A 20,232-nucleotide genomic window follows, 5' to 3' on the forward strand; every position below is an offset into this window, starting at 1 on the left:
TGAGCGCGGGAGTTACGTCTTGCGATAGACATCAAGCACATCAGGAATGCGGTTGATCTTCTCGATCAGCGGCGAGAGCTGAGCCATTGACTGGAGCGAGACGGTGACATTCAACACCATCCGCCCATTGGCGCGTGGTTTGCCATGATTGACTTCGGTGATATTAATGCCGGCCTCGGCGATCACATTGGATATATCGCGCCACAAACCAACCCGATCCCACGCTTCAATTCGTAACGGCACGGGGAAAGTCTGGTTTGTCACCGAACCATTGCCCCAACAGACCGGCATGAGGCGGCCTCGTTCAGCTTCACTTAGATGTTGAAGGGTGCGACAATCGGCTCGATGAACGGTAACGCCGCGACCGCGAGTGGTAAAGCCCACGATCGGTTCACCAAAGATCGGATTGCAACAACGAGCGATGCGTGATGGAATCTTGCCAGTGCCAGCGAGATAGATCTCACCGCTTGCGCTCACCTGCGCCAGCGGTTGGGTGGGGCTGGGCGCGGGCACCGGCGCAGGTGCGGGAGGCGCTTGACCATCGAGTAATTTCGCGACCAGCTTGCGCTCGTTGATATCATCAACCCCGATCTGGTAGAAAAGATCCTCTACCGAGCGCACCGACGGGCCGGCTAATTCAACCAGCTTCTCAAAACTCACATGGGTAAGACCAACGCGCCGCAGTTCTTTCTCAAGCATCTCGCGTCCGGCGGCGATATTCTCTTCGCGCTCGAGCCGGCGGAAGTAGCGTTTGATATGGTTTTTGGCCGACGGCGTCTTCACAATCCGCAGCCAATCACGGCTAGGGCCGCGCGGCGTCTTCGAGGTCAGAATCTCGACAATCTCGCCGTTGCGCAGCTCGTAATTAAGCTGCACCATGCGATCGTTGACTTTCGCGCCGATACAATTATGACCCACTTCCGAGTGGATGCGGTAAGCGAAATCGATCGGCGTCGAGCCTTCGGGCAGGTCGATAATCTTACCTTTGGGCGTAAAGACAAAGACGCGCTCTTCAAACTCGGCGCGCAGCATATCAACGAATTCGCTATCGGTCGTCTCGTTGCGCCATGTAATCAGCTCGCGCAACCAGCGAATCTTGTTTTCGTAATCTTTATCACTGCGAGTGTTGAAACCTTCCTTGTAACGCCAGTGAGCGGCAATGCCGTGCTCGGCCTCTTCGTGCATCTTGCGCGAGCGGATCTGCACTTCGCAGTGAACGCCTTCGGGTAGGATGACCGTGGTATGGATCGAGCGGTACGAACTCTCTTTGGGGGCGGCGATGTAATCATCGAACTCTTGCGTCACCGGCGTCCAGTTCATCTTGCTATGAACAACACCGAGTGCCCGGTAACATTCCCCCACTTCGTTGTTGGGATCATCAACAATAATTCGCACCGCAAGCTGGTCATAGATCCGCTCTAGCGGCACCCCTTTGCGCTCCATCTTGCGCCAGATCGAATAGATATGCTTCGAGCGACCGGTCACTTCAGCCTTTATACCTTCGCGGGCCAGCGCCTCTTTCAACTGGGCAATCACCCGCTGGACGATACGGTCGCGTGCTTCCTTCCGCATCGCCAGCCCTTGGGCAATCTCTTTGTAGCGATCGGGATGGAGGGTCTTAAAGGCGAGATCCTCAAGCTCCGACTTCATCTGCCACATGCCGAGACGGTGAGCGAGCGGCGCATAAATATCAAGCGTCTCGCGCGCGACGCGCTGCTGTTTGTGGGGCGGAGTAGCGTGAATGGTGCGCATATTGTGCAGGCGGTCGGCCAGCTTGATCAACACCACCCGCGGATCATCAGCCGAAGCGATAATCAGTTTGCGGTAGGTGCCGGCCTGCACCTCTTCTTTGCTTTTATTCTCGTACCCCGAGAGCTTGGTCACGCCATCAACGAGATTAGCGACTTGCTTGCCAAAAAAACGCTCGATCACCTCGATCGGCACACCGGTATCTTCGACCACATCATGTAGTAGCGCTGCGGCGATCGATTCGGTATCGAGGCGCAAATCGAGCAGAATCAGGGCAACTTCAATTGGGTGATCAATGTAAGGTTGGCCTGATTGGCGGCGCTGGCCTTCGTGGGCCACGGCGGCGAGCGCATACGCGCGGCGAATCAGATCAAAATCGGCGGTAGGAAGATATTCGCGGTGACGGGCAATAAGCGCTTCGACCGAGGGCGAGAGATAGGCATGGATGAACGCAGCTTGCACCGTCTCGAGCGAGGATTGGCAACCACGTCGCTGTTGTTGCTCGACGATGGTGAGCATGACTTTGTGCTTCAGCAGTTCAGATGCGAGGGGCGGAAGTTCATCCCTCATCACCGGACCGTCTGGCATATCTGCAATCAATTCAACCGGATCAGCGGTAGCAGTTACATCGTCCATGGTAGCCGCTCCTGTTCAGGCAGGCTATGTACTGCCGATCTGTCGCGTGGCTGGCCAGATGATATGCGGATAGCAACGCAGCTCTGAGACGGCAATGCCAGTTTATCGCATTCGTCAGATGGCATATCACCACCGTCATTCAATAGCATTTCCGGCAAGTGTAAGAGAAAGCAGGTTCGTTTGGCGACAGTGAAATAGTCACTGATGAGAGAACCTTGATAGCGATCGAAGTAGCTGATCAAAAACGCCCGGCGTGCAACGCCAGGCCGCATCCTACTACTGAAACGATCATCTGCGATCGCAACGCACATTATGTCTTTGTTATGTAGGATAACACTCGCGGGCGGCAATGTCAAGCTGCGTCATTTGGATGTACGATCCATTGTATAATCAACTATCTCACCCTTAGCGCCTTTGTGAGGTGAAGGAGCTGTTTCATGGATCTCAACCTGCACCATTTCCCCTACCCCGGACGGCGAGTGCCGGTCGTGGCCGAGCGTGGCGTGGTCGCGAGCAGCCATCCGCTGGCGTCGCAGGCCGGGATGCAGGTGTTGCAAGCCGGCGGCAATGCGGTTGATGCGGCGATTGCGACGGCGGCGGCGTTGACGGTGCTCGAACCGACCTCGAATGGGTTGGGGGGCGACGGTTTTGCCCTGATCTGGGCCGGCAATACGCTCTACGGCATCAACGGTTCGGGAGCGGCGCCAGCCGGCTTGACTGCCGAGGCGTTAGCATCTGCTGGTCATACCGAGCTGCCGGTGCATGGCTGGTGGCCGGTGACAGTGCCGGGGGTGGTGCGATTGTGGGGCGATATGCACGAGCGGTTTGGCCGCTTGCCGCTGGCACAGGTGCTGGCACCGGCGATTACATACGCCGAAGAGGGTGCGCCGGTACCGCCGATGGTGGCCTACTTTTGGGCGCGTGGGGTGGCGGCGGCTCATGCTCGCACCGGCCCGGCGTTCGCCGGTTTTCTGCCGACCTTTAGCCGCGATGGCCGCGCCCCGCGCCCCGGCGAGCGGTTCGTGAGCCCCGGCCATGCCCGCACCCTGCGCTTGATCGCCCGTCACGGCGCGGATGCGTTTTATCAGGGTGAAATTGCTGCGGCGATCGACCGCTTTGCCCGCGCAACCGGCGGCCTGTTGCGAGCTGAGGATTTGGCTGCCCATCGCTCAGAGTGGGTGACGCCGATCACGATGCAATACCGCGGCTACACCGTTCACGAGATTCCGCCGAATGGGCAAGGGATTGCCGCGTTGATGGCGCTCGGCATCCTTGACCACGTTGATCTGGCCCGCTTCCCCCGCGAGTCAGCGGCGGCGTTCCATTGGCAGATTGAGGCGATGAAGCTGGCGTTTGCCGATAACTTCGCGTATGTGGCCGATCCGGCCAAAGCGCCGGTGCCGGTTGCCCAGATGCTTGACCGTAACCGGCTGGCGGCACGCAGCCGGTTGATCGGCGAGCAGGCCAACGACTATGGTCCAGCGGCGTTGCCCAAGGGCGGCACGGTCTATTTCGCCGTCGCTGACCGTGATGGTATGATGGTGAGTATGATCCAATCGACCTATATGGGGTTTGGGTCAGGGGTAGTGGTGCCTGAGTATGGCATCGCGCTGCACAATCGCGGCTGCGGGTTTGTGATCGATCCTAGCCATCCCAATCACGTTGCGCCGGGCAAACGCCCATTCCATACTATCATTCCCGGCTTTCTCAGCAAAGACGGCGCACCGATCGGCCCCTTTGGCGTGATGGGTGGTCATATGCAGCCGCAAGGTCACGTGCAGGTGGTTGTCAATACCCTCGATTACGGGATGCATCCGCAGGCGGCCCTCGATGCGCCGCGGTGGAGGTGGGAGCGCGACGGTACGCTGCGCCTCGAACTCGAAACGCCGCGCCACGTGATCGAGGGTCTCGCTGCTCGTGGTCATCAGGTAGTGGTCGAAAGCGAGTTGAGCGGGTTTGGTCGAGGACAGATCATTTGGCGCTTGCCAAGCGGTTGCTACGTCGCCGGCACCGAGCCACGTTGCGATGGCTTGGCGGTCGGATGGTAACACGCATTGCACGTGTGGATGAGGAATACGGTGCTATGACCACAAACAGAGCAACACTGTTTGACCTCTTGCGCGCTGGCGCCGAGCACGATCCGGCGTTGATCGCGCCGGGCGGGCTGGTGTGGGCATTTGCCGATCTGCGCACGCAGGTTAGCCGGTTGGCCGAATGGTTGCAAGCCCATGGGTTGGGCCGGGGAGACCGGATCGCGATCGCGCTGGGTAATGGCCCGGCGATGGCGATGACCTTTCTGGCTGCGGCGACGGCGGCCACCGCTGCGCCGCTCAATCCCAAGTACCGCCGCGATGAGTTTGCGTTCTACTACGAAGATACCAATGCCCGCGCGCTGATTGTAGCTCCCGGCGAGGGCGACGAAGCGCGGGCCGCGTTGCGTCCGGGGATGCTGTTAATCGAGGCGGCGCTCGACGCTGCTGGCCGCTTAATCTTCAGCGCGGCCAGCGAGGCCGGCCCGCCGCGCCGTGATGGCTGGGCTGAAGCCGACGATGTGGCGATGATCCTACATACCAGCGGTACGACCAGTCGGCCCAAGCGAGTGCCGATCCGCCATCGCAATTTGGTTGCTTCGACCGCCAACATCATCACCACCTACCAGCTTAGCCCCGCCGACCGCTCGCTCTGCGTGATGCCGCTGTTCCACATTCACGGCATTGTCGCTTCGTTGCTCAGTCAACTGGCGGCGGGCGGCGCGGTCATCTGCCCTCCCGGTTTCGATGGCCTCAAGTTCTGGAGCTGGGTTGAACAAGCGCGGCCAACGTGGTATTCGGCAGTGCCGACGATGCATCAGGTGCTGCTGGCCCGCGCTGAGCGCAATGCCGCGATCATCGCCGCCAACCCGTTTCGCTTCATCCGCTCGTCGAGCGCGCCGCTGCCCCCGGTGGTGATGGAGCAGATGGAGGCGGTGTTTGGCGCACCAGTGATCGAGAGCTACGGTATGACCGAAGCATCGCACCAGATGACCTCGAACCCGCTGCCTCCCGGCCAGCGCAAACCCGGCTCGGTCGGGATCGGTTTTGGCGTAGAAGTCGGCATCATGGACGAAAGCGGCAACTTGTTGCCGAAGGGAGTGAAAGGCGAGGTGGTCGTGCGGGGGCCGAATGTGGTTGACGGCTACGAGAACAATCCTGAAGCGAATGCGGCCGCATTTGTGCGTGGTTGGTTTCGCACCGGCGATCAGGGCTATCTCGATGACGATGGCTACCTGTGCTTGACCGGCCGGATCAAGGAGCTGATCAATCGCGGCGGCGAGAAGATTTCACCGCTTGAGATTGACGATGTGCTGCTGCGCCACCCGGCGGTAGCCGAGGCGCTGGCCTTTGCGGCGCCCCACCCTACCTTGGGCGAAGAAGTGCATGCAGCAGTGGTCTTGCGCGAGGGGATGGAGGCCAGCGAACGCGAACTGCGCGACCACTGTGCCCGGTGGTTGGCCGATTTCAAAGTGCCGCGCGCGATCCATATCCTCAGCGCGTTGCCACGCGGTGCGACCGGTAAGCTGCAACGGATTACAATGGCCAAGACGCTGGGGTTAGCCTAGGCAGAGCGTTGCCATGGAGGGCGGCAGTTAGACCGCCATATGCCATAGGAAGGTGAACCGCCTGCCGTTCGCAACATGCTGTGAAAAGCTTTACAAGCCACGCCAAAATTGCGGTATGATAGTGTTATTGGCAAATTACAACGCATTGACTGCTCATCATCGCAACGATGCTGCCGGCCACCACCTCCGGCGTTGACACACAGGAAGCGGCATGATCCCCAAGCCTGAACTCGAACGGCGTCTCTCGCCCTACGTGAGTTTTTCGCGGTCGGAATGGTCGGCATTACGGAACGGCACACCCTTGCCGCTGAGCGCCGACGAGTTGGACTCACTGGTGAGCTTAAACGATAGTGTCTCAATGGAAGATGTCGCCGACATCTACCTGCCACTAGTGCGCTTGTTGCAGCTTTATTACGAAAACGCTTGCCGGTTGTATCAGGCGACAAGCTCGTTTCTTGGTTCGGTAACGGCCCGCGTTCCTTACGTGATCGGCATTGCGGGAAGCGTCGCAGTGGGCAAGAGCAGCACTGCCCGTATTTTGCAGGCGCTGTTGGCCCGTGGCCCCGATCAGCTCAAGGTGGATCTGGTGACAACCGATGGCTTTCTCTACCCTAATCGGGTGCTGCAAGAGCGGGGCATTATGCACCGCAAAGGCTTCCCGGAAAGCTATGATCGACGCCGGCTGTTACAATTCATCGCTGATATCAAGTCGGGGTATGGCCCGGTGACTGCGCCGGTTTATTCGCACTTGACATACGATATTGTCCCCGATCAGTTTCAGGTAGTCGATCACCCCGATGTATTGATCGTCGAAGGGTTGAATGTGTTGCAGCGCGGCGCCAGTACCCGGCGCGAACCGCAGCTCTATGTGTCGGATTTCTTCGATTTTGCGATCTATGTTGATGCTAATGAACAAGACCTCGAACGCTGGTATATCGAGCGCTTTTTGCAACTGCGTAAAACGGCATTCCGTGATCCGTCATCGTATTTCCGGCGCTACGCCGAGTTGAGCGAGGCTGAGGCGATTGCTACCGCTCGCCGGATCTGGCGCGAAATCAACTATGTGAACCTCAAACAAAACATCGAGCCGACGCGCTGGAGTGCCGATCTGATTTTGGTGAAGGGATCACGGCACGAGCTAGAGCGAGTATATTTGCGTAAACTGTGAAGGCAATGGCGTAGAGGTGCAACGTTGCGCAGGATCACGTGCAAAGGCGCACATCTGTCAGAGATATGAGGAAGTGGATAGTCGCTTACCCTTCATTATTGTGCATTTATAGATCGCTAATGATATGGAAGACATGCTGTCTTAACCATACAATATGCTTAGTCCGTGCGCGCCGTTGCGTTTATGAAAACTCTTAACGTCTCAGATTCTATATTGATGTTCTGCTGGTGATGTTGACCGTCGTTGGAGGTGACCCTTCATTTTTGATACGCTCGCATGAAAATAGGATGATATAGCAGAGTACTGTTCTTCACCATCCGATGCTTCCGATGTACCTGAGAAACACGATGGCTAGCCGCTCAAAGGCGATCACCTCTGGCACCTCTGATCATCACAACTGTCGCATGTAGATCATAGACGCCACTGGGCATAGTGCTTGCCGGAATAGCAGCCCCAAAGCATTTGTTCAAATCGGTTGTGTAGCTTCACCAGAAACGTCAACGATAGGATGTCCCAATGCCCTCGCGCACCTTATTTTCAATCGTGCTATAGCTGGTAGATTTCGTTGCGAACAGGCGTCATTCGCTACCATCCGACGTAGCAGAGCGGCAACTTGTTGGGTAATGCACCTATCACTCCTTTCGCGAAAGGCACAATGCGATGACAAATAAGGTGATCATTTGGTGTACATTGCTGGCAATAGGTTTCGTCTCCTGTATGTCTACGTCTATACCACAAACAACCGTAGCGCCTACTGACACACTCTCGCCGCCTTTGTTGCAGAACGGATTCGCCGTACCGCTCCAATGTTCCGATACCGAACCGTCGCCAATCACCGACCTCGCTGTGCGCCAACCGCCCGCCATGAGTGAACCTACACCGCGTACTGCCTTCCGCGACCCGGTCTTTGGCCGCTGCGTGATCCGCGTTACCGACCGCGTGAACGACAAAACTGAAGCGAGCGGGCTGAAGAACACCTATGCGCGTGTCCAGTCCTTCAATGCCGACGAGACTCGCATCCTTGTTATGAGCACGCAGGGCGGCTGGTATCTTTACCACGCTCAGACCCTTCAGCCGCTCGGCGCACTACCGCTCGGTATCGACCCACGTTGGAGCATGACCGATCCCAACATCATTTATTTTTCAGACGAGACGCGCCTGATGTCGTACCATATCGCCACCCAGCAGACCACTCTCGTCCACGAATTTGCCAATGATTTCCCCGACCAGCGCTTAGTCGCCGTGTGGGGACGTTATGAAGGTAGTCCTTCCCGCGATGGTCGCTGGTGGGGACTAATGGCTGAAGACGAACACTGGCTGACTAGCGCGCTGCTCGTTTACGACCTGCAGATGAATCAAGTAACGGCCACGCTCGATACGCGCGGCTGGTCTGAAACTGCCCGCGAGATAGACAGCGTTACCATCAGCCCGTTGGGAAATTATTTCCTTGTCTCCATGGATGAATCCTGTGCGTTGGGGCATCTGGGCACGACCGCCAATCCCTGCGGTCTTATGGTGTATGACCGCGCCTTACAGAACGGGCGTGGCCTGCTGCGCATCATCGGCCACTCTGACACCGCACTCGACGCGCAAGGGCGTGAGGTCTTGGTGTATCAAGACATAGACACCGACCATATTGCTATGCTTGATCTAGCGACAGGCGCTGTCACCCTACTCTGGCCGATTGATTTTTCCTCCACGAGAGTTGGTCTGCACTTCTCCGGACGTGCCTTCAACCACCCCGGCTGGGCGGTGATTTCTACCCACGACGGCGATGCCGTCTCGCATGCTTGGATGGACGACTCGGTCTTCCTCATCGAACTTGCGGCGAACGGGCGTGTCGTGCGCTTAGCGCACACATACTCGCTAGTGGATGAGAATCAAGAACACGATTACTGGGCCGAACCGCAAGCGACTGCTAACCGCAGTCTGACGCGCGTTCTCTTCACCACCAACTGGGGCCGTGCTGGAACTGAGCAGGTGGAGATGTATCAAATTTATGTCCCACCTGAAGCGTTCGCACGAATCCATTACGTCGCGCCCAACGGGAACGATGCTAACCCCGGCACCATTGACCGACCGTGGCGGACTATTCAAAAGGCGGCTGATACGCTGAACGCCGGTGAGATGGTCTATATCCGTGGCGGAACGTATCGTGAGCGGGTTGTGCCAAAACACTCCGGTAGCGCAGGGAATTTCATCGTCTACGCTGCCTACCCCAGCGAGACAGTCACGATTGACGGTAACGGCGTGGAAGTGCCACAGTACAGTGGTCTGTTCGACCTCTCTGGGCGCAGCTTTATCAAGATCAGTGGACTGCGAGTCGTCAACTCGGCGCAGGCAGGCATTTTTGCCGACACCGCCAGCCATATCATGATCGAGCAGAACTATACTCACAACACCGTCTCTTCAGGTATTGGGGTTTGGAATAGCCACGACGTGATCGTGGCAGGTAACGAGGTTGTCTTAGCCTGCAACGATGGCGCGCAGGAGGATATTACCATCGCTGGAACGGATACCTTTGAAGTGCGGGACAACCATATCCACGACGGCGGCCCCGGTACCAATGGCGGCGAAGGGATAGATGTCAAAGACGGCTCCGCCAATGGCAAGATCTATCGTAACCACGTTCATCACCTGCCGCGACCGGGTATCTACGTGGACGCTTGGGACAAACACACCTATAACATTGATGTTTACCAAAACATTGTTCACGATGTACAGAACGACGGTTTTGCGCTGGCTTCCGAGAGGGGCGGGCTGTTGGAAAATGTCCGTGTGTATGCCAACCTTTCGTACCACAACCGCTATGTTGGAATCGCCATCACACGTAACGGCGACTCGGCGTTCCACCCGATGCGCGGTATCTCCATCGTCAACAACACAGTAAGAGGTAACGGTCTTGACGACTGGGGTGGCGGGATTACTGTAGACAGTAACGAAGCTGAAGAGGTGCTGGTGAGCAACAATATCGTCAGTAGCAACCTCTCGTTCCAGATTGTAGTGAGTGCAGGCGTTCGCTCGGTGGTGATTGATCATAACTTGATTGACGGCTTTCGCGGCGAAGAAGGCGAGACGCATGGGACAAACCATGTGGAAGGCGACCCGCGCTTCGTGAACCCCACTGAGGCAAACTATCGCCTTCAGTCTGACTCGCCCGCCATCGACGCAGGAGATAACGTCTCTGTTCCCGCTGGTGTTACTACCGACCTAGATGGCAATCCGCGTCTCGTTGGTGGGACAGTAGACATAGGAGCGTATGAGTTTCAGGAAAAGACGGTTTTCCTACCATTAATATTGCGAGACAAGCTATGATGGTGCGCCTACACATAGGTTTTGCCTCGCTATGCTCGGCTCGTCTTGGGATTGGTGTGCGTGCCGGTCTGCCTTTGTTCAAGCCTAGCGCTTCGGCCTCATTCTCCAGCCCTAGATGCGGTACAAGTGACCACTGATTTGCCTAAGTTGGGAGTGGTAGTAAGAGAGGGCTTTTATGGTGGAAACAATGCTTAGTTCGGTGTGACATTAAGCAATTTAACTACCAGCTAAATCATCAGTAAGAAGCTTAAATAGTTTATTGGTATGCGAATGGCGTTCAAGGTATTCCATGGCGTGCGAGTAGTCTCCCGGTCAGCCGGCAGAGCAGCCCGATCCGACGTAAGCACCGCGTTGTTGATCGGCACATTCAAAACGATCGTGAAAAACCCCAACGTGACTGCCGCGAAGGGTGTGGTGTGTGCGGCCCACGTCTCGCGCATGCGGTGCGTCAGCAACGGAACCAGCCCCTACGTCGCTACCGAACTGCACCGAGGGGGAAGATTTTTCACCGAACTGTAAAGGCAGTGTGTCCTACGTAGTCAATGACTAGGACGACTTAAACGACATGTTCTCGCTGAAGCAGTTGTCAACGACTCAATGGGGGGATTTTTATGAACGCCCTCCCCTAGATGGCGTCCAAGGTGCTGTCGCTCCTATCAGGGCAGGCATAGAGCCTGTATCGCTGCGCAGAGCATGGTCGGCGCGCCGTCGGTGGATAGGTGTTGCATGTTTGGGTGAGGGAACGCCTCATTTCGCCAGCGCAGGCTCCTGCTTTCGATCCGGATCGGGTCAAAGAGATGCTGACTGTCACCTTCATGGGCAACGTTATGCCTCTATGTTTATGCTATCCTGAGTTGAGTAGGGAAATGCAACCGCGCAACGGTTTGCAGGGAAGACCATAGCCTGTCGATTGTCCTTATATATCTTCTTAGCACCTGCACGTGCGAACAAACGAGGATTGATATGCGCATCTGCATTGTCGGGGCCGGCGCAATTGGCGGCTGGCTCGGTGCGAAGTTAATACAGGCTGGCGCTGAAGTGACGCTGATTGCGCGCGGCGCGCATTTAGCGGCCATTGCCGCGAATGGCTTGACGATACTCTACCGCGACGGTCGTCAAGAGGTGGTGCGTCCGGCGTTGGCCACTGCCGATATGACCGCCGCCGGCCCGCACGATATGGTGATCGTGGCGGTCAAAGCCCAGTCGCTGCCGGCGCTAGCTGCGCCGATGCGCGCGCTCTATGGCCCGGATACGGCGGTTGTCTATGCCCAGAACGGCATTCCATGGTGGTACTTCTTGCGCCACGGCGGCCCCTATGAAGGCCGCCGAATCGAGGCGGTCGATCCCGGCGGCGTAATCGCGGCCAATACTGAGATCGAGCGGGTGATCGGCTGTGTCGTTTACCCGGCGGCGGCGATCGAGCAGCCCGGCGTGATCCGACATATCGAAGGCAACCGGCTTACGCTCGGCGAACCCGACGGCAGCCGGAGCGAGCGGGCGCTCGGGCTGAGCAAGTTGCTCGAATCGGTTGGCTTGCGCGCACCGGTGAAAACCGATATTCGCAACGAAATTTGGCTCAAGCTGTGGGGCAATCTCTCGTTCAACCCGATTAGCGCCCTAACCCGCGCCACGCTCGACCGAATCATTGCCGATAAGGGCACCTACGCGCTGGTGGTGACAATGATGGCTGAGGCGCAGCAGGTGGCTGAGGCACTAGGGGTGCGGTTCCCCGTCTCGATCGAGCGCCGCATCCGTATGGCCGAAGAGATCGGCGCACATAAGACCTCAATGCTACAAGATATCGAGGCTAAACGTCCGACCGAGATCGATGCCTTGTTAGGGGCAGTGGTCGAACTCGCCGATCTGACCGGCGTCCCGACGCCAACTATGCGCGCGATTTACGCTGTCACGTCGCTGCTAGATCGGGTAAACTGCGGGCAGTGATAGCTATGCTACGATCTGGAGTGCGGCAGTTCCCCACCCGCCCCGCGGTCATTGTGAGGGCGCAAAGCGTCCGAAGCAATCTCCTGCGCAAGCGAGAGCCATCCCCGCAAGGGCGCAATTGCGCTCCTATCCGGTAGTGGATAATATAAGCATGCGCAACTGTTTCCATTTCGTGTCGCAAAGGAGTACCGATGCGTGAACTGATTGCCAACCCGGTACTAACTCGCGAACTGTTTGGCCGGATTCGCGGGCGTAATGCGTGGCTGATCTTGACCGGCTATTTAACCATCATCGGAGCAATCACCCTGCTGATCTACGCCGTCTTTGCCAATTCGGCTAGTATGAACGACCCGAATACAGCGCGTTCGATCGGCAAAGCGATCTTCTTTACCGTGATGACGGCAGCCCTTGTGCAAGTTTGCTTTCTCTCGCCGTCGCTCACCGCTGGCGCAATTGTCGGCGAAAAAGAGCGGCAGACATACGATCTTTTGCTGGCGTCGCTCTTGTCGCCGGCGCAGATTGTGACCGGCAAGCTAGTGTCAGCGATTGCCTTTGCCCTGTTGTTGATTATGGCCTCGCTGCCGATCGCTGGATTAGCCCTGATCTTCGGCGGCGTCACTGCCCAAGAGGTGCTGATCGGAGTAATAGGCCTACTAGTGACGGCGGTGAGTTACGCGGCAATCGGGTTGTTTTGGTCAACCGTGATGCGCTCGACGTTGGGGGCGACGGTCATGGCGCAGGGGACGGTGATCGCAATTCTGTTGTTGGTGCCGTTTCTGTTTTTTGTGATTTCGTTGCTGATTAATGCCTTTGACGGCCAACCGACCCCGCTCTACGTCTACACTATGGGCGCTTTTCTTTGCCTGCACCCATTCATTGCGCTAGGCATCACCGCCAGCGCACTTGAGATGGGCAGCGGCCCATGGTTGTGGGAAGTGCCATCATCAGTGGGCAATTTAACGGTACCATCGCCGTGGCTCGTCTACGCCGCGATAGCGGTGATGATTGCTGCGGGGTGTCTGTGGTTAGCGATCCGTGGGGTGCATCCAGACGAGGCGACGGGATAATCGCAATCATCCGATCCCCTGCATCCAGCGCGCGATGATCGCGGCTACCTCATCCGGCTTTTCCATCGGCAGCATATGACCTGCCTCAACCTCGGCCAAGGTGATGTGGGGCGCTACCCGGCGGAAACGGCGCCAGACCGAATCGGTGATCAACTCAGAGCGCGTGCCGCGAATTATCAGGAGAGGCCGGCGCAAGCGGCGCAAATCGCGCCATGCGTCGAGCGGTGATGAGGCGAAGATATGCGCCTCCCACAATTTCGGCCATGCCAGCGTATAGCCGTTGCCGTGCGGCTTCAGGCCGCCGCTGAGATAGCCTTCGAGTGCGGCGGGGGTAAAATCGGCAAACACACCGCGCCCCTGCCAACGCTGGCGGGCCTCGTCAATGCTGGCGAAATGGTCGCGGCGGCGCAACGCGCCTTGCGCCAGCGGAAAGCGATAACCTTGCCCGCTTTTGCGCAGCAGCCAGATCAGCACTTGGAAGCGGCGGCGAAAGAAGACCGGATCGATCAACCCCACCGCCCGAAACAGTTCCGGCCGCTCAACCGCAGCGTAAAGAGTTAAAATCCCGCCGAGCGAATGGCCGATTCCGATCACTGGTTCGTGCGCAACTGCTTGCAAGTCGGCCATCAGATCCGCCGCCAAATCGCGCCATGTCCCCCCCGGCTGCGCATCGCCATCGACACGCAACGGGCGTGGCCGGTAGCCGAGAATGCGCCCAAACGGCGCTAGACCGGCGGCGAGGGGGACATAGGCTTCTGGTGGGAAGCCATTGGCCGGCGCGATATGGATGAGACGGGGGCCGTGACCCCCGAGCTCACGATGAGTAGTGGCGGCGTTGAGCGCGATCATCGATGGTGGCAATGTGGTTCAGCGCAATATCATCAGTGGCGCTTAGTCATCACGCCGCCGTGGGCGCGGGCGATCGGCATCGCGGCGCGGGCCGCGCAATTCTTCGCGCAAGCTGCGCGGCTCTTCACGCCCGCCGCGCTGCTCATCCCGACCGCCACGCGACTCCTCGCGCGGACGCGGACGGGGCGCAGTGCCGGCTGCCTTCCGCTCTTCCGGCGTCTCACCGGTGAGCACTGCCCGCCGGCTGAGACTAATCTTGCCGGTGGTGCGGTCAATGTCGATCACCATCACATTGATCTCGTCACCGAGCGAGACCACATCTTCGACGTTCTCGACTCGTTTATCGTCAAGCTCTGACACATGTACCATACCGTCTTTGCCGGGCAAGATGTTGACGAAGGCGCCAAACGGCTTGATGCTTACCACTTTGCCAAGGAAAATGTCGCCGACTTTTGCTTCGCGGGTAAGACCTTCGATCATACTAAGCGCCTTCTTGGCCGCCTCACCGTCGGGAGTGGTGATAAAGACGCGACCGTCGTCTTCAATATCAATCTGGGCGCCGGTGGTATCGCAGATATTGCGGATCGTCTTGCCGCCGGGGCCGATCAGCGCGCCGATCTTCTCGACCGGAATCTGGATGGTCATAATCCGCGGCGCGTAGATCGACAACTCAGGCCGTGGCGCGCTAATCACCGCATTCATCTTATCGAGAATAAAGAGCCGTCCGGCCCGTGCCTGCGCAAACGCCTGCCGCATAATCTCGTAGGTAATCCCGGTCGTCTTGATATCCATCTGCAACCCGGTGACACCCTTAGCAGTGCCGGCCACCTTGAAGTCCATATCACCGAGCGCGTCTTCAAGCCCCTGAATATCGGTCAACACGCGCCAACGCCCATCTTCGCCAGTGATCAGGCCCATCGCCACGCCGGCCACCGGGGCCTTAATCGGCACGCCAGCATCCATCAGGCTGAGCGACGAACCGCAGACCGAGGCCATCGACGACGAACCATTCGACGAGAGCACCTCAGAGACGAGCCGGATCGTGTAGGGAAACTCCTCTTCGCTCGGCAGTACAGCGTACAGCGATCGCTCGGCAAGCGCACCGTGGCCAATGTCACGGCGGCGCGGCGTACCGAGCCGGCGTACCTCGCCGGTGCTGAACGGCGGGAAGTTGTAGTGGTGAATATAGCGTTTAGTCGTCTCGACTCCGAGATCATCCACCTTCTGCTCATCGCCGGGCGAGCCAAGAGTAGTAATGGTCAGCACCTGCGTCTGGCCGCGGGTAAAGACGGCTGAACCGTGGACGCGCGGCACCACGCCGACTTCGATGCTGATCGGGCGAATCTCATCGAGAGCGCGGCCATCAACCCGAATCCCTTCATCGAGGATCGCGTTGCGCACTTCATCCTTGAGCAGCTTCTCGAACGCCTTGCTGACCTCTTTGGTACGGTTGGGAATCTCTTCCTCCGGCTCATCGGCGGTAAAGTGGGCGATCACCTCAGCCTTCAGCGCCTCAGTCTGCGCCTCGCGCTCCTGCTTGATTGGGCTACGCACCGCTTGGCGCAAGCGATCACCCATCCACGTGCTGATAGCCTCTTCAAGCGAAGTATCAATGACCGGCGGAGTAAAGGGGCGCTTGGGCTTGCCGCAGAGCTGTACCAACTGCTCTTGCAGATCGCAGATCTGCTTGCAAACCGCGTGACCATCGATCACCGCCTGCAACATCTCATCTTCGGTCAACTCGTATGCGCCGGCCTCGACCATCAACACCGCATCTTTGGTACCAGCTACGACCAGATCGAGCCGGCTGTGCTCCATCTCGCCCATCTTGGGATTAACGACCAACTGGCCGTTGAGGTGGCCCATCTGCACCGCGCCGACCGGGCCGGCGAAAGGAATATCGCTGATCGACAGAGCTGCCGAGGCGGCGATAATCGCCAGCGGGCCGGGGTCGTTCTCCATATCGATCGAGAAGGTGGTGATAATCACCTGCACCTCGTTATAGAACCCCTTGGGGAAGAGCGGGCGCAGCGGGCGGTCGGTCAGCCGCGAGATAAGAATAGCGGTGGTAGTGGGGCGGCCTTCGCGTTTGAAGAAATTGCCGGGAATCTTGCCCACGGCATACATCTTCTCTTCGTAATCAATAGTAAGGGGGAAGAAATCGGTTCCTTCCCGCGCCTCTTTGGCGCAGACAACAGTGGCCAGCAGCATCGTATCGCCATACCGCGCTACCACCGCTCCATCAGCCTGTTCGGCGAAACGACCGGCTTCAAGGGTCAAGGTACGGCCAGCGATCTCCGCACTCACGGTATAAATCTTCCGTTCTGTCATACTTCCTTACAACTCCTGTAACTGGGGCGCCAGTGCGCCCCGCTGAAACCATGATGGCCGTGCGTTAGCGGCCGGGGCGCGGAGTTCGGCACTGGTGAATACGCGCGAGCGACTCACGCGCATGCGCCAATCCCGAACCACCGCGCCAGATAACTGCAAGCAAAGAGCGCCGGGCGGCGAATGCCGCTGGCGCCCTCGTTGACCTTAGCTTACACTGATGGTTGCCACTATCATATCAGCGGCGCAGACCGAGGCGATTGATAACATTGCGGTAGCGTTCACGATCCTTGGACTGCAGATAGTTGAGCAGCCGCCGCCGCCGCCCGACCAGCTTGAGCAGACCGCGCCGCGAGTGATGGTCGTGAATATGAACGCGCAAATGCTCGATCAACTGGTTGATCCGCTCGGTCAAGAGCGCGACCTGAACTTCGGGCGAACCGGTATCAGTCTCGTGGATCTGATAGCCGTTAATAATTTGCGACTTTTCCTCTTTTTCAAGCGCCACGAGCAGTTCCTCCTCGTGTAATCGCGCGCGGGCCGGCGCAGCCCGGCGTTCCTGATATAAGCGTCGCTATTATAGCATAGATCGTTGCGTTTTGCCAACTTATGTCGCGCACGCAGGGAGGTCTACGCAGCAGATGATGTTAACCATAGAGAGCGCGTAGGATTGGGCTTTTCTCCTGCGTCATTGGCGTCTCTTGCCGTAGCGCACTAGCCCGCCCCGCCGGTTGCGCAGTGGGATTGCTGGACGACAGAGTCAACGCCTGCGTGCCGGGGACGATAGTGTCCGCGCTGCGGAACCGGCCAAGGGCAGGTTTTTTACCGCCGAGAGCGCAGGAGGTGCAGAGAAAACAGGTCTCCCGCCGCCATATATTAGATGATCGGCGAGATTGTAGAAGGGAACAGCCGCAACAAGACCCAAAACGCGATATGTTTGTGTCTTTTGAGTTTCTTTGCTATTCCATGCTACTAAATCTCACGCGGCACGCGCGGCAAGATGCCAGTCAACACTTCATAACTGATCGTGCCTAGCCAGCCGGCGATTTCATCCACCCCAATCGCATCATCACCCTGCCGTCCGATGATCGTCACCGTATCGCCGCGCTGCACTCCCGGAATATCTGTGACATCAACCATGATGTAGTCCATGCAGATGCGCCCGACAATGGGCGCACGGCGGCCTCGAATCAGCACCTCGCGCCACGGCGGCGACCGGCGGAGACCGTCGGCGTAGCCAACTGGGATGGTGGCGATGCGCGCTGGGCGCGGGGTGACGTAGACGCCGCCATACGAGATTGGCGTGCCGGCGGGATGCGCGCGCACTTGGGCAACTTCGCTGTAAAAGCTGAGAGCTGGGCGCATGCCGGGCAAGAGCGGCGCATCCGGGCTAGGGGCAAGGCCGTAGCAAGCGAGACCGGGCCGCACCATATCAAAGCACGCGGCTGGAAAGCGTAACGTGGCGGCGCTATTGGCCGCATGGACGATCGGCGGGCGCAAGCCGGCGCTGGTGAGTTCGGCTAGGATGGCCTGAAAGCGGGCCAGTTGTTGTTCAGTTGGAGCAGGATCGGCTTCGTCGGCGCGGGCAAAATGGGTGTAGAGACCGACTGGCTCGATGCCGGGGTGATTGCGGAGCCGGTGGAGAAACGGGCCTACTTCGGCAGGCGACAGCCCTAGCCGGGCCATGCCGGTGTCGGCTTTGATGTGAACGCGGGCGGGCCGGCTTAATTCCACCGCAGCGGCGCTGAGCGCCTGTGCGGTGTCGTCGTCAAAGAGTGTGATCATCAGATCAAGCCGGATTGCGTCGGCAACCTGCCACGGCGGGGTATACCCCAACACCAGAATCGGCGCGTTGATGCCTTGGGCACGTAACGCGCGCCCTTCGCCGAGCGTCGCGACGGCCAATGCCTCCGCTCCGGCAGCTAAGGCCGCCCGCGCTACTCGCGCGGCGCCGTGACCATACCCATCACCTTTGAGCACGATTATCAGCGGAACGCCGGCATGGGCGCGGAGGGCGCGGACGTTATCGGCAATAGCGGATAAATCGAGATGCACCCACGTCGGACGGCCCGGATCGCCGATCCGCACACTACGCCATGCCGGTTCTTGCCGCACCAGCGAGTGTTCAGGCGGATGATCGGCGGCGAGCAGTGGTGCGATTACCTGTTCGAGCCGTTCGCTTGCGCCGCCCGACACCAACACGAGATCGGTATTGCCCCGATCGGTGGGGAGTGCTGCCCGCGCTGCGTCGTTGGTGTCAACGACGTGAATGCTTACCGCCGGATTGGCAAGGCGTGCGGCGTGGGCCATCGTCGCCGCGCCGATCCCCTTGAGCACGAGGTAATCGGCGCTCTGCGCCGCATGCGCACCAAGTTCGGTCAAGATCGGCGTCGGGTCAATGGCCGGCAATTCGGTTGGCGCGCCTAACACCGCAATCCGCCGTCGCGCTGGTAAAGCGGCCAATGTTTGCAAGGCGGCTCGCATCGCCAGCGGCGTGGCATTGAAGCTGTCGTCAAGAATCATCTCCCCCTGTGCCCCCACTAAAGGCCGCAGGCGTCCTGCCGGCGCTACGAGCTGGGCCAACGCCTGTTGAATCGCCTCTGGCGCCACCCCGCACAAGCGCCCTACCGCCACTGCTGCCAGCGCCGCCGCCACGCCGGGAGGGCCGAGCAGCGGGGTGGTGATCGCGAGTTCGCCTTCACTGCCTTGGGCAATGAACGAGACGCCATCGTGTCGGTAATCAATCGCCGTCGCTCGCAGATCAATCCTGTTCGCACCGATGTAACGGAACGGTTCGGCGGCAATGAGAAGCTGTGCGCCTTGCTCAGCTAACCATGCCGCCATTGTTGGATCGGCGGCGGGCGTGATCACGGCAAGGTGGGGTGGAAAAGCGGCCGCCAGCGGGGCAAGATGCTCGCCGGCGAATTCGAGCACCGCATAGCGATCGCCGTCGCGCAGGCGGGCGAGTGCAATTGGCAATCCCAATAGCGAATTGAAATTGCGCCGGCTTTGGAAAGTAGTGGCCTGCCGGCTCAACACAGCGGCAATCGCGCGCCGGGCCAGCGTCTTGCCGATCCCGCCGGTCACAGCGATGACAGTGGGCTGCAGCGCGTGCAAGCGGGCGCTAGCCCAGCGCAGCAACAACGCCTGTGGCTCAGGACAGACGATCACCGTCGCGTTGCCGGCATCGTGGGGCGGGCGGCTGCACAACACACCTCGCGCACCGGCAGCAATTGCCGCTGGAATATAGTCGTGGCCGTCGGCCCGTGCTGTGCGGAGAGCGATAAAACATTCGCCGGCGCTGGTCAAACGCGAGTCGTAGCTCCAATCGGTGAAGGTATCGGTATGCACCGGGCTGGCCAATGCGCCGCCGGCGGCAATGAGATCGGCGAGATAAATCGGCATAGCGATGCTCCTAATGCCAATGAATGCCCATGCCAATATTATTCCCAACCACTCCGTTTCCTGCGCTGCGGCTCGTCATTGCGAGCGGAGCAACGCCATCTCTCGCGAGCACCGAACGCTCCCCTCAGTCTCCGTTCCCGCTGAAGCGGGGGATTGCCGCGCTAGCAGCCCTA

General features: G+C 58.9%; 12 protein-coding genes. 6 read left to right on the forward strand and 6 right to left on the reverse strand.

Annotation, left to right across the window (positions count from 1 at the left end; translation table 11 throughout):
- Nucleotides 1–12: 12 nt before the first annotated feature.
- Nucleotides 13–2,337, reverse strand: coding sequence for a bifunctional (p)ppGpp synthetase/guanosine-3',5'-bis(diphosphate) 3'-pyrophosphohydrolase (locus tag Q1A00_RS01230; RefSeq protein WP_366144842.1), 2,325 nt, complete (start codon nucleotides 2,335–2,337; stop codon nucleotides 13–15).
- A 485-nt stretch (nucleotides 2,338–2,822) separates the two neighbouring features.
- On the opposite strand from Q1A00_RS01230, the gene Q1A00_RS01235 reads away from it, so the two are divergent.
- The 4 genes from Q1A00_RS01235 to Q1A00_RS01250 all read left to right on the forward strand — a co-directional run bounded on the left by Q1A00_RS01235 (nucleotide 2,823) and on the right by Q1A00_RS01250 (nucleotide 10,466).
- Nucleotides 2,823–4,433, forward strand: a complete 1,611-nt coding sequence (locus Q1A00_RS01235) for a gamma-glutamyltransferase family protein (RefSeq protein WP_298404659.1) — start codon at nucleotides 2,823–2,825, stop codon at nucleotides 4,431–4,433.
- Nucleotides 4,434–4,468: 35 nt separating this feature from the next.
- Entirely contained in the window at nucleotides 4,469–5,983 is a 1,515-nt protein-coding gene (locus tag Q1A00_RS01240) for an acyl--CoA ligase (RefSeq protein WP_298404661.1), read from the forward strand.
- Nucleotides 5,984–6,194: 211 nt separating this feature from the next.
- Nucleotides 6,195–7,151, forward strand: coding sequence for a type I pantothenate kinase (coaA, locus tag Q1A00_RS01245; RefSeq protein WP_298482294.1), 957 nt, complete (start codon nucleotides 6,195–6,197; stop codon nucleotides 7,149–7,151).
- A 660-nt stretch (nucleotides 7,152–7,811) separates the two neighbouring features.
- Nucleotides 7,812–10,466, forward strand: coding sequence for a right-handed parallel beta-helix repeat-containing protein (locus tag Q1A00_RS01250; RefSeq protein ID WP_298482296.1), 2,655 nt, complete (start codon nucleotides 7,812–7,814; stop codon nucleotides 10,464–10,466).
- A 227-nt stretch (nucleotides 10,467–10,693) separates the two neighbouring features.
- Here Q1A00_RS01250 and Q1A00_RS01255 read toward each other — a convergent pair whose 3' ends face one another.
- Complete coding sequence (locus tag Q1A00_RS01255) at nucleotides 10,694–10,906, reverse strand: anthrone oxygenase family protein (protein ID WP_299754861.1); 213 nt, start codon at nucleotides 10,904–10,906, stop codon at nucleotides 10,694–10,696.
- A gap of 523 nt (nucleotides 10,907–11,429) precedes the next feature.
- Between Q1A00_RS01255 and Q1A00_RS01260 the strand changes: the two genes are divergently transcribed.
- Both Q1A00_RS01260 and Q1A00_RS01265 read left to right on the forward strand, forming a co-directional pair.
- Nucleotides 11,430–12,410, forward strand: coding sequence for a 2-dehydropantoate 2-reductase (locus Q1A00_RS01260; protein ID WP_298405090.1), 981 nt, complete (start codon nucleotides 11,430–11,432; stop codon nucleotides 12,408–12,410).
- Between the two features lie 191 nt (nucleotides 12,411–12,601).
- On the forward strand, nucleotides 12,602–13,477 hold the full coding sequence (locus Q1A00_RS01265) for an ABC transporter permease subunit (RefSeq protein ID WP_298405093.1): 876 nt from the start codon (nucleotides 12,602–12,604) through the stop codon (nucleotides 13,475–13,477).
- A 6-nt stretch (nucleotides 13,478–13,483) separates the two neighbouring features.
- Here Q1A00_RS01265 and Q1A00_RS01270 read toward each other — a convergent pair whose 3' ends face one another.
- The 4 genes from Q1A00_RS01270 to alr all read right to left on the reverse strand — a co-directional run bounded on the left by Q1A00_RS01270 (nucleotide 13,484) and on the right by alr (nucleotide 20,059).
- Nucleotides 13,484–14,338 carry an alpha/beta hydrolase gene (locus Q1A00_RS01270; RefSeq protein ID WP_298405096.1) on the reverse strand — a complete coding sequence of 285 codons (855 nt, stop codon included), beginning with the start codon at nucleotides 14,336–14,338 and terminating at the stop codon, nucleotides 13,484–13,486.
- 30 nt (nucleotides 14,339–14,368) lie between these two features.
- Complete coding sequence (gene pnp, locus Q1A00_RS01275) at nucleotides 14,369–16,657, reverse strand: polyribonucleotide nucleotidyltransferase (protein ID WP_298405098.1); 2,289 nt, start codon at nucleotides 16,655–16,657, stop codon at nucleotides 14,369–14,371.
- Nucleotides 16,658–16,892: 235 nt separating this feature from the next.
- Entirely contained in the window at nucleotides 16,893–17,162 is a 270-nt protein-coding gene (gene rpsO, locus Q1A00_RS01280) for a 30S ribosomal protein S15 (RefSeq protein ID WP_066791488.1), read from the reverse strand.
- A gap of 464 nt (nucleotides 17,163–17,626) precedes the next feature.
- Nucleotides 17,627–20,059, reverse strand: coding sequence for an alanine racemase (alr, locus tag Q1A00_RS01285; RefSeq protein WP_298405101.1), 2,433 nt, complete (start codon nucleotides 20,057–20,059; stop codon nucleotides 17,627–17,629).
- Between the last annotated feature and the right edge of the window lie 173 nt (nucleotides 20,060–20,232).

It is taken from the genome of uncultured Chloroflexus sp. (genome assembly GCF_938091255.1).
Lineage (GTDB): Bacteria > Chloroflexota > Chloroflexia > Chloroflexales > Chloroflexaceae > Chloroflexus.

Coding starts and splice junctions, on each gene's coding strand:
- Q1A00_RS01230 (WP_366144842.1), bottom strand. CDS start 2,337: ATGCCAGACGGTCCGGTGATGAGGGATGAACTTCCGCCCCTCGCATCT.
- Q1A00_RS01235 (WP_298404659.1), top strand. CDS start 2,823: ATGGATCTCAACCTGCACCATTTCCCCTACCCCGGACGGCGAGTGCCG.
- Q1A00_RS01240 (WP_298404661.1), top strand. CDS start 4,469: ATGACCACAAACAGAGCAACACTGTTTGACCTCTTGCGCGCTGGCGCC.
- coaA (WP_298482294.1), top strand. CDS start 6,195: ATGATCCCCAAGCCTGAACTCGAACGGCGTCTCTCGCCCTACGTGAGT.
- Q1A00_RS01250 (WP_298482296.1), top strand. CDS start 7,812: ATGACAAATAAGGTGATCATTTGGTGTACATTGCTGGCAATAGGTTTC.
- Q1A00_RS01255 (WP_299754861.1), bottom strand. CDS start 10,906: ATGCGCGAGACGTGGGCCGCACACACCACACCCTTCGCGGCAGTCACG.
- Q1A00_RS01260 (WP_298405090.1), top strand. CDS start 11,430: ATGCGCATCTGCATTGTCGGGGCCGGCGCAATTGGCGGCTGGCTCGGT.
- Q1A00_RS01265 (WP_298405093.1), top strand. CDS start 12,602: ATGCGTGAACTGATTGCCAACCCGGTACTAACTCGCGAACTGTTTGGC.
- pnp (WP_298405098.1), bottom strand. CDS start 16,657: ATGACAGAACGGAAGATTTATACCGTGAGTGCGGAGATCGCTGGCCGT.
- alr (WP_298405101.1), bottom strand. CDS start 20,059: ATGCCGATTTATCTCGCCGATCTCATTGCCGCCGGCGGCGCATTGGCC.